Source organism: Mesorhizobium sp. ESP7-2 (genome assembly GCF_020164715.1).
Classification (GTDB): Bacteria; Pseudomonadota; Alphaproteobacteria; order Rhizobiales; family Rhizobiaceae; genus Mesorhizobium.
This window is the reverse complement of record NZ_JAIUGQ010000006.1, coordinates 193781-207648: the sequence shown is the minus strand read 5'-3', so window position 1 is coordinate 207648 and position 13868 is coordinate 193781. Positions and strand designations below refer to the sequence as shown.

9 protein-coding genes and 1 pseudogene are annotated in these 13868 nt (G+C 59.2%); 6 read left to right on the top strand and 4 right to left on the bottom strand.

Annotated features, from left to right (window positions below; all coding sequences use genetic code 11):
* The first annotated feature begins 1056 nt into the window (after positions 1-1056).
* Positions 1057-3735, top strand: a complete 2679-nt coding sequence (locus tag LB543_RS08995; RefSeq protein WP_224613782.1) for a PAS domain S-box protein — start codon at positions 1057-1059, stop codon at positions 3733-3735.
* Positions 3732-4229: a response regulator gene (locus tag LB543_RS08990; RefSeq protein WP_224613781.1), complete on the top strand. Its 498-nt coding sequence runs from the start codon at positions 3732-3734 to the stop codon at positions 4227-4229. The genes LB543_RS08995 and LB543_RS08990 overlap by 4 nt, the downstream gene beginning before the upstream one ends.
* Before the next feature lie 311 nt (positions 4230-4540).
* Here the strand turns inward: LB543_RS08990 and LB543_RS08985 are convergent, their stop codons facing one another.
* The gene (locus tag LB543_RS08985; RefSeq protein WP_140764496.1) at positions 4541-4840 is read right to left on the bottom strand and encodes a DUF1236 domain-containing protein; all 300 of its coding nucleotides are present in this window, start codon (positions 4838-4840) and stop codon (positions 4541-4543) included.
* Between the two features lie 952 nt (positions 4841-5792).
* On the opposite strand from LB543_RS08985, the gene LB543_RS08980 reads away from it, so the two are divergent.
* Positions 5793-6035 (top strand): hypothetical protein, encoded by a 243-nt coding sequence (locus LB543_RS08980; RefSeq protein ID WP_140810096.1) that lies wholly within the window; start codon positions 5793-5795, stop codon positions 6033-6035.
* A 273-nt stretch (positions 6036-6308) separates the two neighbouring features.
* Here LB543_RS08980 and LB543_RS08975 read toward each other — a convergent pair.
* Positions 6309-6455, bottom strand: a pseudogene (locus LB543_RS08975) (endonuclease/exonuclease/phosphatase family protein); the annotation flags it as partial.
* A 135-nt stretch (positions 6456-6590) separates the two neighbouring features.
* Between LB543_RS08975 and LB543_RS08970 the strand changes: the two are divergent.
* Both LB543_RS08970 and LB543_RS08965 read left to right on the top strand, forming a co-directional pair.
* Positions 6591-7022, top strand: coding sequence for an FAD-dependent oxidoreductase (locus LB543_RS08970; protein ID WP_224597684.1), 432 nt, complete (start codon positions 6591-6593; stop codon positions 7020-7022).
* A gap of 222 nt (positions 7023-7244) precedes the next feature.
* Positions 7245-7808, top strand: a complete 564-nt coding sequence (locus tag LB543_RS08965) for a DUF1003 domain-containing protein (protein WP_411908752.1) — start codon at positions 7245-7247, stop codon at positions 7806-7808.
* 1400 nt (positions 7809-9208) lie between these two features.
* On the opposite strand, the gene LB543_RS08960 is transcribed toward LB543_RS08965, so the two are convergent.
* Positions 9209-9445 (bottom strand): DUF6894 family protein, encoded by a 237-nt coding sequence (locus tag LB543_RS08960; protein ID WP_140764490.1) that lies wholly within the window; start codon positions 9443-9445, stop codon positions 9209-9211.
* 18 nt (positions 9446-9463) lie between these two features.
* The gene (locus tag LB543_RS08955; RefSeq protein ID WP_140764551.1) at positions 9464-10198 is read right to left on the bottom strand and encodes a Crp/Fnr family transcriptional regulator; all 735 of its coding nucleotides are present in this window, start codon (positions 10196-10198) and stop codon (positions 9464-9466) included.
* Positions 10199-10439: 241 nt separating this feature from the next.
* Between LB543_RS08955 and LB543_RS08950 the strand changes: the two genes are divergently transcribed.
* Entirely contained in the window at positions 10440-13799 is a 3360-nt protein-coding gene (locus LB543_RS08950; protein WP_181182873.1) for a DEAD/DEAH box helicase, read from the top strand.
* Positions 13800-13868 lie beyond the last annotated feature (69 nt).

The window sequence follows — 13868 nt, the reverse complement described above, 5'->3', positions numbered from 1 at the left end:
CGCGAAGAGAAGCGAGTGACCCGCGGGGCGACATGATCCGGAAAAATATCAGGAGGAGCTTGACCTCAACGACCCCAATCAGAGAAGCCTGCTAGCTAGTAGAGCGAGGGGCGAGACTTACGAGTTCACGCAACCAACTCAGTTTGCCGGCATTAATATCGGAAAGCGCCGGAGGAGGCCTATGCTCCCCTATAGCGTGCCTCGGGAATTTGAGATCGGTGACGAGGTCGCGTTGACGGGGACGGTCACGACGATCCTACCTAGCGGACGCGCCAAAGTAAGCATTCCATCGTATGACCCGCCCTATTCGGTCGACCCGCCACCTAAAACCCGCGCTGGAGATAGAGTCGTTCTTGTTTGGGACATCATCCGGATCGATCGCGAAGCCGACAAGTTGACGGTACGGATTCACTGCGGCGGCGTGATCACCGTCGGCTGCTCGGCGGTTACCAGGCTGAGAAAGCACCGCCGTCATCACCGCGCTGACGCTCGGCGCATACCACGGAGAGTGCGCTCTGCGGTCCGAGGCGCTAGCTTTACTATTTGGGTTCACCAGTCTGTGGCGTACCAGCTCCGAAAACGAGCGGCGTACAGTTTGGCCCGTTTGTGAAAGACGGCCTGCTCACCCGCCAATCTGTATGCCGAACTTGTACCCAGACAGAGGCACCGAGTTGATCGAGTAAGCGTATCACTGAGGTCTCCTTCTTGCTATCCAACCTGCCCTGCGCGTTTATGTTCCAGTTCACACTTGCACGGCAGCCAGGAAGCCGATGTCCGACGGATGCCAGCGCCGGCTTCGTCGTCTCGCAGCCGGGTTGATATTTAAAAGCGCGATGCGCGCGGTGGATCGGCAGTCCAGATGGCCAACCCCAAATCAAGCAATCGAACAAGAGATCGGGGATTGGTCGTGCCGCGCTAGCGATGAGGACATTTCGGACGAGGCTGGCCTTGGCGTACAAATCGCATTTCTTCCTGACTGGCCAACACTCTCGGTATTAATTCGGAACGATTTTTCGGCTCGTGAATTTAAGGAGGTTAAAGGGGTTCGAGATCTATATGGAACAAAGGGTTTTGGGTGCCGGAGCCTTTGTGAAGGGGTTCGCCGACGAGAAGAGCCGCGAACGGCAGGCCTCCGATTTTGTCGTAACCAGCGAGTTCGAGGATTTCTTCGAGAATGCGGCAGTCCCTCTCCACCTGGTTGCGAATGACGGAACCATTCTTCGCGCCAACCGCGCCGAACTGGACATGCTCGGCTACACGGCTGACGAATATGTCGGCCGCAGCATTCGTGACTTTCATGCTGATCCTGCCGCGATCGACGAAATTTTGAGCCGCCTGTCGCGGCGCGAAGACCTTCAAAATTACCGCGCCAGGCTGCGGGCCAAGGATGGTTCCGTGCGTTGGGTGGAGATCACATCCAACGTGCGTGCGGTTGGCGGGCGGTTCCTCAGCACGCGCTGCATTAGCCTTGACGTCACCGAAAAGGTCAACGCGGAAGAGTTGTTACGAGAACACGAGCAGAGGCTCGCTGTCACCTATCAAAGCGCTGGGACGGGCATTGTAGAGGCGGATGCCGAAGGCCGGCTGCTTCGGGTGAATGCCCACTTGTGCGACCTGTTGGGCTGCGCGCCGGAGGATCTGGTTGGACGGTCGATTTTTGATCGGACCTTCCTGGCTGATGTGAAATCCGACCGCGAGCAGTACCGGCAACAAGTTGCTGGAGAGATAAAAAGCTACACGATGGAGAAGCGATTCGTTCGCAACAATGGGTCGCTGTTCTGGGCGCTCGTGACGTCCTCCAGCGTCTTCGACGCCAAGGGGCAGTTTCGTTATGCGGTGCGCGTGCAGCATGACATCAGCGAGCGCAAGGCGATAGAAGCCACACTTGCCCGAAGGGCGGAGGAGCAGGCTGCGCTGCATCGATTCACCGAAAGGCTGCAGCATGCCCGCACACCGGCTGACGTCCATGAGCCTGCGCTCGACGCAATCCAGCGTGCGCTGGGTTGTCAGCGCGCTTCGATCCTGTTGTTGAACGATGGGGTCATGAAGTTTGTCGCTTGGCGAGGCCTCTCGGACGCTTATCGCGCCGCGGTAGAAGGTCACTCGCCCTGGCCGGCGGATTGCGCTGATCCTCAGCCGATTTGCCTGGGCGATACGGAAAAAGCCGAGCTTCCGGAAGAACTGAAGCGGACAATCCGAGCCGAGGGCATCGGCGCGGTTTGCTTCGTTCCGATAGCGGAGGGAGGGCGACTGCTTGGCAAGTTCATGGCCTACTTCGACCAGCCATGGGATTGCTCCGCCGACCAGGTCGAGGTCGCCCGCACAATCGCTCGCCAACTCGGTTTTGGAATCGAGCGCCTGAAGGCACAGAATGCCGCCCAACAATTGGCAGCGATCGTGGAGTCATCCCACGATGCGATCGTCAGCAAAGATCTCAACGGCATCATTTCGACCTGGAACCGAGGCGCCGAACGCCTGTTCGGCTATTCGGCCGCGGAAGTGATCGGCAAGCCCATCACCATTGTCATCCCGGGTGACCGGTTGGACGAGGAACCGCTGATCTTGGGCCGCATCCGCAGGGGTGAACTCGTCGACCACTTCGAAACGGTGCGCCGCCGCAAGGATGGGACACTGGTGGATATTTCCCTCACAATATCGCCGGTGCGAGACGCAAACGGCCGTGTCGTCGGTGCTTCCAAGATCGCGCGCGACATAACCGCTCAAAAAATAGCTGAAGCCAAGGTACGCGACAGCCAGCGTCACCTTCAGGATCTGCTCGCCGCCATTCCTGCCGCGATCTACACCACCGATCGCGATGGCAAGATCACCTATTTCAACGAAGCCGCGGTTGCACTTGCCGGGCGCACCCCGGTAATCGGCAGTGACGAATGGTGCGTGAGCTGGAAGCTCTTCTGGCCCGACGGCACGCCGCTTCCCCACGATCAATGCCCGATGGCGATCTCGTTGAGAGAAGGTAAGCCGGTCCGCGGATACGAAGCGGTTGCCGAGCGGCCGGACGGAACCAGGATCCCGTTCATCCCCTATCCGACACCGATGCGGGACGCGGATGGGAACGTCATTGGCGGCATCAACATGCTGGTCGATGTCAGCGAACGAAAGCAGGCCGAGACCCAGCAGCGGATCTTGCTCGACGAGCTCAACCATCGCGTCAAGAACAACATGATGATGCTGAAGTCCTTGCTTTCCGTGGCGGCGAGGACGAGCCGAAGCCCGGAAGCGCGCGACATCCTAGACGAGGCAAGCAAACGGGTCGCTGCGATGGCGGCGGCACAGCGCGTTCTTTACGATACCGCCGACGTGGGGAACTTCAGCGCGCAGCCCTTCCTCGGGGCGGTTTGCGAGACTGCCAAGCAAATGTTTCCACAGAATGTACGGCTGGTTTGTGAAGCTGACAGTATTCAACTGCCAAACGACGTGGCGATGCCGCTGGCCCTCATCGTCAACGAGCTTTTGACGAATGCGGTGAAATATGGCCTGAACGGCAGCGTCGGCGGGACCGTCCACGTCAGCATCAGAAAGAAGGGGGAGGGCAATTCTCTGGTGGTCGAGGATGAAGGCTCCGGTTTCGACCTGAACTCTGTACGCGGGACGTCCTCGGGACTGCGGCTGGTCGAGGGCCTCGCGCGGCAGATCGGCGGAAATTTCGAGGTTCATCGAGGCCCATGTCGATGCACGGTGACTTTTCTCTCAAACCCCGTTGGAGATCGGCGTTGAGAACGGAAACCGTGATGACCGAAGTTAGCTCCGCCGGAGAGTTCGACCGAGCATTCAAACCCCGGCTGGCTTTCTCGCGAGACGACATGGGCGCCGGCCCGGCAACGCGCATGGCCGGTAGGTCGATATTGATCGTCGAAGACGATTACCTGATTGCGCTCGACGCGGAAGCCGGACTGACCGCGGCGGGGTTCTCGCTGGCAGGAACGGCGGTTAGCGCCGACCAAGCTGTCAGCATCGCGCTCTCGACAAGGCCTGCCCTTGTTCTCATGGATATCCGCTTGCTGGGAAAGCGGGACGGAATTGATGCCGCACTGGAACTCTATCGGGACCACGGCATACGAAGCATATTCACAACGGCGCATGGCGACCATGAAGTGAAGCTCCGAGCCGAAGCGGCAAGGCCGCTTGGCTGGGTGCAAAAGCCCTACTCGATAATGGTGCTGGTCGAGGCCATCCGGAATGGTTTTCAAGAGCTCGACCAACAGAACTGAGTAGCGGCTGACCTAGTTGCAACATTGCTGGAGTACATGACGGCTGTCACGTCTCGGCGGGGTCGACCGACGAGGCATGTCGGGCCGCCGCTGTGATCATCCTGGAACCTTGGCCAGACGCACCTTCAATTGCGGCGAGCTTTTGAAGTTTTAAATTCTCCTCTACGTCTGCGCTTCTTGCAACCCGACTTAGAGCTCGGTCACCTGTTTTGCACGGTATGCGACGTTGACCGGTTCGATATGACGATCATCATTTCTGAATCGGGCACAGCCCGTCGCCTCATTCAGCGACGGGCCTACCAGAACTTTGATTAGTTATAGATCTTGATGATCTTCCGGGTGCTCGGCTCCACGAGGACTGTCCGGTTGTGGACCACGACATAGCGATACTTGACGTTGGGAACCTCGCGAAGCTCGACGGTGTCGGGAAGCGCGGCGCCAATGTTGAGTTCGACGCCGGGGACTTCCACGGAAGCGAGGGGCTGCTTGTGCACGTACTCCTGAATGACCGTGTCCTGTTCAGGGGCGATAACGACGTCCTGGGCTGCAGCCACGCCGACACCGGCAAGGAGCAGAAACGAGGCGGCGGCAGCGGTGAAATGCATTCTCATGTGAAAGCCTTCCTGTGAGCTTGGGCACAATCGCCCTGGGTCGAACGTGTGCGAATCCGAAACGTTCCAAGCCCACACTTTAGGCCTGATTCCATCCCGGACTTTGGGCTTGGAATGATGCTGCAAAGGTCTGCGTTCAGCAAAACCAGGGAACCGCCATATGACTGGGGGCGTTGACAGTCGCAATTGGGGAGGAAGCTCATGGAAAAAAGTATTGGCCAGGCACGCTGGTTGCTGGCACCCGTATTCGCGATGGCGATTACTTTCCTGGCGGTCGGCATAGCCCTTGTTTGACGGGGCCACGAGATCTGCGCAGCTATGTCCCTTCCTGCGCGGATAGGGCTCGCCCGCTGCTCGCAAGTGTAGCGAGCGAGCCCTAGAAGAGGCGCCAAGGATTCTTTACACATCGTTAACATAGGTAATTCGGCTTTAGCAGGCCTTGGGTGTTTCTTCAGGAAGATGGGGAAGAGGTGTGGCGCATCGGGAGCGCGAAATGATAGCCTACATTGGCCGAGCCGGAAGAAGCTTCGAGGCTGCAATGATCCTGATCATGGCCGTAGCAGCAATCGGAATCGTCGTAGTCCTCACCACGGGAATTCTCTGAAAACATCAGAGATCACGGCCGCTTTGTGTGCTGATGGCGGCCTCGTCGACTCTGTTTTCGACAGGTCGCTCCAGAAGGTGGCCTGCCAGCGTTTTGTGTCTAGAAGCGACGCCTTCCTCAACTCGTCTCGTTGTGCTTGGTGGGCTCTTGGACCCGGAAAACCGCTCCGTGTGGTTGGGCGCGGCAGGGGATGAGCGAGAGCCTGAATCCTTTGTTCGCAAACTTCGCGCGGTACATCAAAGGTTAGCGACACATTGTGCGCTGTGTCGCATAAGTGTGAGGTCAGCGGCATGTAACGGGCCCCGCTGCTTGGGAGATCACGCGCTCTCGCTCGTTTGGAGATGTTTGATGCTTGACCGCACAATTCGCACGGACACCCTCTACCCGAACGACCTGGATACGCTCCGTGCGGTCTTCGACACGATGTGCCGGGAGTTTGCCATTCTGCCGGACGCCTCGGCGGCCCATTCCATCGCGAGAGAACTGATCAGGCTTTTCCAGAATGGCATGACGGATTCGGCCATGCTGATGATTGCCGTGCGCGCGCGTTGTCAGGGCGACTGGAAAATGGAAGGCAGCAACGCAGCCTGACTTCCGACGGTCAGGTGCGCACGGTCTGGCCCCCAGAGAGGCGAAGCGTTCAGCCAGGAAGCCATGCTTGCGGAGATGTAGATGGCGCGGGCCCGACCAGTTGGGTGACGAAAATCTACGACGAGGCGACTTATCTCGTTGTCACACCTGGATTTCGATCTGGTCGCCGCTTCAGGGGAATCGGAACGGTCCAAAGGAGCGACGAACGTACGTCATGAGGTCCGGCTCGAGCCCGGATTTCTTAAGTCACCGGGGCGAGTCGAGCTCGCCGTTCCTGATGGCATCGGCTGGAAATCTTTCGTCCGATGTCTTTAATTCCTGAAGACAAACGATGTCGTAGTGCGTTTCGCTCAGCCATTTGAGCAGAACCGGCAATCGACCGTTGACGCCGTTCACGTTCAAGGTCGCGACTCGGGTCATCAGAAGCTTTAAGGCGACCTGTTCATAAATGGCGCTCTCCGTTGGCGAGTTCGGCAATCCCGTGTTGCGCGGCCTCAGATCCTCATTCATTGCCTGCAGCCCGTCCGTGGCGGCTGAAGGCATGGTGACAGTGCCTTGCAAGAGGCCATTTTCCTCAGTCGATTCACACCACATGTCGCGATGCTGGCGACCCACGCATCGGACTTTTCAACCAGCACGCGTCGTGCGGCCGGCGAAAGAGGAATAGCCATCCATCACACTCTCGACAGGTACAGCCCGGCTGCTGACGGTTGTGCGGCGATTTTGAAAGGTGGAGCGATATGCCGCTTCGATGCAGTTTTCGCGGCATTGGGGTGCAAGGTGCGCTCCCAACTCGCCCTTGCTGTCGGCGCGAGATGTCGCGAGGAGGGCTACGTCACCGTCGATGAGCACCAGCGGACTTCCGTCGACGGCATGTACGCCATCGGTGATGTTGTAAAAGCGCTGAACCAGATAGCCGTCGCCTTTGGACAGGCTGCGATCGCTGCGTCACATGTCCATAGAGAGCTTACCCTCCCTGCCGTTTGAGCGGTATCAAGCATTGTCTTTGTCTGGGGAACAAGCTGTCATCCCGAAGGTTGGGCACGGCGGGCACCGAGCAAGACAGTTCCTCGCAGGCACTGACATGGCGTTCGACGGAGATGGACCGAAGCTCTCGACCGTGCTGCTTCTTGCCGCATTGGCGGCACTTGCCGGATCAATCACGTTCGCGCCAAACGGGCGCTTGCCGGCCGGGCGGACGGGTGTCTGATGGAGATTGACGGCCTGCAGCCGGACTTTGACATGACCGACCAACCTCCAGCCGACATGCAGTCGGTGCTTCACCAGAACATACAGGCGCTTGTCGACGACAGGCGACAACAGGAGGAGCACGAAGACGTTCAGGTGCGAATTGCAGGCGCCATTTCGCGCTTCGCGGGAAGCATGACCTTTGTCTATTTGCACCTTGCAATTCTTGTCGTCTGGATTGTAGCGAACCTTGGCGCGATTCCCGCCGTCCCAGCTTGGGATCCGACTTTCGTAATCCTGGCCATGGCCGCCTCGGTCGAGGCAATCTTCCTGTCCACTTTCGTGCTCATCAATCAGAACAGAATGTCTGAACACAGCGAACGCCGAGCGGAGCTGGACCTGCAGATCAGCCTTCTCAACGAGCATGAAACCACCCGGCTCATCGAAATGGTGGCTGCGTTGACGGAGCGTCTTAAGGTTTCGACACCCGCCGACGAGGAGCTGCCGCAACTGGCCGAGAATGTCGATCCCCGGCAGGTGATGACGCAAATCCAGCAAGCTTCCGGAGATCAGGAGGAACCTTGAGCGAAAACGACAATGCCCGGGTCGGGTGGGGCGCCGCAGAGACTGATCCAACGAGAGCTCACCGCGAGGAACATTCGCTGCAGTTCAAGGTTCGGTTGCAGGCCTGCAATCCTCCATCATTGTCTGGGCCTTGAGGCTGACAAAGCAGCTTCAGCCCGCCTCGGCCTTGCCCGAGGCGGGCTTTCGTGGCTCCGTCGCGAACCTGCGGCGGGTAAGGCTTCGAATTCAGCTAACAAAAGACCGATGCGTGTCAGATGGAACCAAGTTGACGCCGAAGTCGTGGTCGTGCGACTTGGGGAAATCCCGATGAGCGATGGCGCTGTTCTGATCGTCGAAGATGGGACGATGATCCTGCTCGACCTCGGGTCAGCTTTGGAGAACCTGGCTTCCAGGTCGACAGCGAAAAAGCGGCCGAGGCGCTGGCTGCATTCGGCCTAATCCCAAGAGGTTCGAGGCCGTGCTCACCGACATCCGCTTCGGGGTGGAGGTCGCTCGGCATTATGGAGGTCCAACTCGACAATGCCAGGTATCAGTGGGGACAGCGCGGTTTTTCTCAATTTGTAAAGGCGCACCAAGGTCTGGAACCTCACACCCCGGGATCGGACCTTGGCTCTGACTGTTCACTAAGCGGCTTACTCCGGTCGATTTGGCTTTGTGCTTCGTTCTACGAAGACGTGAGGAACATTCTTTGCCGTCCAGCGTTAGGGCGCGCGCCGGACAATGCTTGTTGTACAATCCTTGTTCTCCGGCATCAGAGGCTGGTATCAACAGCTTCAGGCCGCCTCGGCCCCGTCCGAAGCGGATGGCGCGGGAGTTGAGATGCGATGCATAGAGATGCCTTCACCCCAACAGAACTTGCCGTACTGAGCCGCGTCCTTGCACGCAGCAATCTCAAAAACGAGACCGAAACCGAGCGAGAACAGCGCGCATCGCATCCTGGCTTATTATCAAGCCGGGATCACGGACGAGAACGAACTTGAACAGCTTTCCCGACAACCCCTGGGAAGGTGAGGACTAGTCTCCGTCTTCAGAGCTTCCGCCTCGTGACCGTCCTGGAAAGTACACGTCGCGATAGAGTGCCAGTTGGATTTGTCTTCCTGCAGGCAAGCTCGTCGAGCTTTCGGTCGAGTTCGTCAAGCCGTGAGCGATGCTCGCGGGGCATGTCCGCATCAGTCGGCAGATCCAGCAACTGGCGAAGCTGGCGACGGCTGGCGTCCGACGAAATCCACTGACGTATAAGACGGGCTATTGCCTTCTGTTGCGGCTTGCCGATTTCTTCCATGTTGGAACCCGAGCTTGTCCGTGGGTTCGAACTTGGCGGGCCGCTGATGGTTCCCTTTCATGCATACAAACAGTAGCGGTTGAGCAACCGCGGCGCGGTGCGGACATCGGGTTTGAATTCATCTCATCAATCTGATCTCAAGTGAGAGGCTCAACCGCAGAATCTTGTCGCCATTTTCGTCACGCACCTCGACAAACAATTGCTCTCCGTCGACGCTTTTCAATGCATCTCTCGTCAGATCGACAAGGCCCTCGAATCCGACGCGGCGGATCTCTTCGATGCCACCGCATTCGACACCTATCTCATCCTGCAAGACTATATCGCGATCGCCGCTGTCGAAGAAAAAACGTGCCATCGAGAGCTTCCGTCACAACTAAGCTGCGGGGTTCTTTTGGTGCAGGTAGGTCGTGTCGAAATCTCCTGCATGGGTGAGGCCGGGCCAGTCGGTTGCATGCACTCGCGACCCCGTGGTGGCGATTAGGCCTTCACGTCGTAATTCCTGAAGCGTTCGGTTGACGTGAACCGTTGACAACCCCAATGCATCGCCAAGGGCTGCCTGGGTGATGGGAATATCCGCAACGTGATCCTGAATGCGTCCGACCGATCGCAAGCGAAAGATGAGTTCGCATAGAATGTGAGCCATGCGGGGATAAGCCTCCCGTCTCCCTACATTGGTAACCCACTCCCTGTATATTGCGGCGTCGATCAGCGTCGACCGCCAGAAAGCGGTAGCGATGCGAGGGTGCTGGTCGCAAAGGTTGCGTAGAACGTCGTGTCGCATGAAGCCCATTCGGGCTGGCGTCAGGGTCGAGAAATTGCAATCCATGACAGACAGATGCAGCCCGTGCAGATCCGGAATGTCCCCGGCGACGAAGAAAGATGTGATCTGTCGCTTTCCATCGCCGGTGTATTTGGTGGAGCCGACCAAACCATCCAGAACCACAAACGAGTAAACGGGATGGTCGCCCTCCCGCACCAGGTCGTAATTGGCCGAAAAATCCTTCTCCTGGATCGGTATGCTTTTCAAAATCGCAATTTCAGCCTCTCGAATCTCCGAGATGGTCTGAAGCTTGCGGACAAGTACATCCGAGGATGAAGTGGGAGACAAAATGGCCACCTAGCTGATTTTGCCTACCGAACTTTTATCCATGCCAAAAGTTCCGGATAGCGGTGAAGGCTTCCGAGCCGGCTACCGTCGCGTGGGGTCCCAGTTCTGCGCTTCCTCTTAGGATCTGTTTGACGGAACGCGATCAATCGTACGCGCCTCCACTGCCTGGCCCCTTCAATGCGCACCACAGGAACAGGGTTGCTCCGCTGACGTTCACCACTGGGTGCAAGGTGAGGTTTCAGTGAACAGACCGATTTCGCGGACGGAAACTATCGAGGAGGCCGATCATCCGTCGAATGACAGAAAACGTCCGGGAGAACAGGGCGTCCCGCCTTCTGCGGCAATTGCGGCGGCGCTGGCCGACTCGCTGGAGGAGGGTCCGAACAAACATCTGGTCCATATCACCGCCTCGGAACGCAGCGCCGAAGAAATCGCCGGGGCTTTGCATCAGTTTCTGCCGAGCGCGGACATCATCTTCCTGCCCTCATGGGACTGTCTGCCTTACGACAGGGTGTGGCCGACACGCGCCAATATGGGGCGGAGGCTTTGCGCGCTCCGTGAGATCGCAAGCGAGCCCAAACGTGCGCGCGTCGTGGTTCTGTCGATCGAGACCACTCTGCAGCGAGTGCCCCCCGCACCAGTCATCGCCAGCGGCTTCACAATCCTGGAGCCCGGACAAAGGTTCGACCCGGATGATTTCCGAACGAGAGCCGAGGCGGTCGGATACGGTGTCGACGAGAGAGTCGATGAACCGGGAGAGATAGCCTTTCGGGGCGACCTCATGGATATTTTTCCCGCCGGCGCCCATCACCCCGTTCGCGTCGTCCTCGGTCCGGATAGCCGCATCCGAGAACTCAGGACATACGACCCGATCAGCCAGCTTAGCGAACGACCGCGTGAGTCGATCACGGTTGGACCGGCGTCCGAACTGATTTTTGAAGCGGGGAACCATCCCGAGTTGGCGGCCATGCGCGCGACGTCGATGGAAGATCGCCTTGTCGCCTTGTATGTCGGTATGCCATCAGTATTGGATCTGGCATCCAGCGCCTGTGTCTCCTTGCCAGAAGGTCTCGAGGGCCCGCCGCTCGATCGGTTCCTGGACCTGATCGAAGACGCACGTCGTGCCAGGCGAGAGGTTACCGGGCCAGAAAAGCCCCTGCCGGCACAGTTTTACCTGTCGCGTGGGGAATGGGACGCCGTAGTTCGAAAACACTGCAGAACAAATGCTACTGTTTCGGCCACCCGAGTTGCCAAATTCTATCAGCAAGCGCGATCCCGGGATCAATTCGCCGAGTTCGTCGAAAGGCAGACAAGGTCGGGCGTCAGCGTGGTGTTCACGGGAGAGGCCCCTGAACTGCACCGAGCGGATCGTCTGCTCGATCGGAAGCTTGGCCGGCGCATGGAAGCGGCGGCGGACTGGCCGCAAATCCGTTCGGCCGAAAGCGGCTCTCTTCTCAAGGCTGAATTCGTCATCGACGACGGGTTTGTCGACGAGCAATCCTGTGTCGCGGTGGTGACGGCGACCGACCTATTTGGTCCTGCCTTGAAGGCAAACGGCAGCGCGGCCAGCCTGCTCGAACCCGAGTTGCGCATTGGCGATGTCGTCGTCCATGAGGACCATGGCCTGGCCGTGCTCGTGGCGGTCGAACAGGTCGACTTGGCCGGGCAACAACAGGATGTCGTCAGGCTGGAATACGATGGCGGAGCTTCCTTGCTGGTTCCGGTCGATGAGTTTGGGCTTATATGGCGCTACGGGTCGGAGCCCGGTGCGGTGCCGCTCGATCGCTTGAACAGCGACGGGTGGCTCAGCCGACGCAAGGCTGCGTTGCGCGAGATCGACAGGCTAGCCAGGGGCCTGGTGGGCCTTGCCAAGGCCAGGTCCAGCCAGCCAGCCGAGATCATAAAACCTTCCCGCCAGGACCTGGCCCGGTTTGCGGCGAAATTTCCCTATACGGAGACTCCCGACCAGGCTGCCGCCATCCACGACGTGCTCGACGACCTGTCGTCTGGGAGAACAATGAACCGGCTTGTCTGCGGCGATGTCGGTTTCGGCAAGACTGAAGTGGCCCTGCGTGCCTGCGCCGCCGCAGCCCTCTGTGGGAAACAGGTTGCGGTAATAGCGCCGACAACGGTCTTGGCACGGCAGCACTACGAGACGTTCAGCCGCCGATTTGCGGGAACTGGCCTCGAGGTCGCCCACCTTTCAAGAATGATCGGAGTGGCGGAGGCGAGAACGGTCAAGGAGCGGCTGCGGAGCGGCCAGCTCGCCGTGGTTGTGGGTACGCAAGCCCTGGCTGCCAAGAGCGTCATCTTCGCCAATCTGGGACTGCTGGTGATCGACGAGGAGCACCGGTTCGGCGTCAAGTTGAAGCAGGCGCTGCGGAACATGGCGCCCCGCCTTCATACGCTGAGCATGAGCGCCACCCCGATACCGCGGACGCTACAATCGGCGATGTCGGGTGTCCAGGAGGTCAGCGTCCTCAACTCTCCGCCCGCCAAAAGACGCCCCGTCCGCACGATCCTGGCGCCCTTCGATCCAGCTTCGGCTAGAGCCGCCCTTTTGCGCGAATTTCGCCGGGGCGGACAGAGCTTCCTAGTGGTTCCGCGCATCGAAGACATCGATCCGGTTCGCCAGCAGCTAAACAGACTGGTGCCGGAACTCGCGGTCAAGACGGCGCATGGCGCAATGAAAGGGAGACGGCTAGACGAAATCATGGTGGGATTCGCTGACGGTGACGGCGACGTCCTGTTGAGCACAGACATCATCGAGAGCGGCCTCGACGTACCGCGGGCCAACACCATCCTGATCTGGCGGGCGGACAGATTCGGTCTGGCACAGTTGCACCAGCTTCGCGGCCGAGTCGGAAGGGGAGCGGTGCAGGCCATTGCCTTTCTTCTGACCGAGCCTGGCGTCGAACTGGCCGAAGGCACAAGAGCTCGACTTTCGACCATGATTGCGCTCGATCGGCTTGGCTCCGGCCTCGCGATCAGTCAAAGAGACCTCGACCTGCGCGGGGCAGGAGACCTCTTCGGCGAAGATCAAGCCGGGCACATGAAGCTGATCGGAGCGGGCCTTTATCAGCATTTTCTGGAGCGGGCTGTCTCGCTGGCTGGAGGTGGGGCCAATCCCGACAAGCAGCTTGCCGACATCAACGGCCCCGGCAATGGGGCCTTTCCCGCAAGCTACGTCAGCGAGCCCACGGTGCGTGTCGGCCTTTATGCGAGGCTGTCTCACATGACTTCGGAGACGGACCTCGACGCATTCGGCGAAGAGCTTGAGGATCGCTTTGGAGAGATTCCCGGCGAAGTCGCGGATTTTCTGGAACTCACCAGGTTGCGCATAGTCGCGGCGGAACTGGGCGTCAGCAAGATCGATGTGGGGCCCGAAGCCATCGCGATCACCTTCCGTAAGAAACCGGTGGCATCCGAATGGCGCTTCAAGAACGCACAGGGCTTCGAGTTCCGCAACGGTCGATTGATTTTCAGGCCATCGATCCCGCCTCGCGGTTCAGATATCGATGCCGTCCGCGCGGTGCTCGGCGCCTTGCGTGCCAGGGCCGCCAGCCGACTATCCAGGCGCGATCGGTTCCCGGGCGACTAAGGCCGAGGCAGGGACTGTCGACCAAGGGAAACATCGATGGATAACGAAGGCGCGTCCGGTCTCCACGGT

Bases quoted from the DNA above. Each gene is read 5' to 3' on its own strand.
- LB543_RS08995 (WP_224613782.1), top strand. From the start codon at position 1,057: ATGGAACAAAGGGTTTTGGGTGCCGGAGCCTTTGTGAAGGGGTTCGCC.
- LB543_RS08985 (WP_140764496.1), bottom strand. From the start codon at position 4,840: ATGAGAATGCATTTCACCGCTGCCGCCGCCTCGTTTCTGCTCCTTGCC.
- LB543_RS08980 (WP_140810096.1), top strand. From the start codon at position 5,793: ATGCTTGACCGCACAATTCGCACGGACACCCTCTACCCGAACGACCTG.
- LB543_RS08965 (WP_411908752.1), top strand. From the start codon at position 7,245: ATGGAGATTGACGGCCTGCAGCCGGACTTTGACATGACCGACCAACCT.
- LB543_RS08960 (WP_140764490.1), bottom strand. From the start codon at position 9,445: ATGGCACGTTTTTTCTTCGACAGCGGCGATCGCGATATAGTCTTGCAG.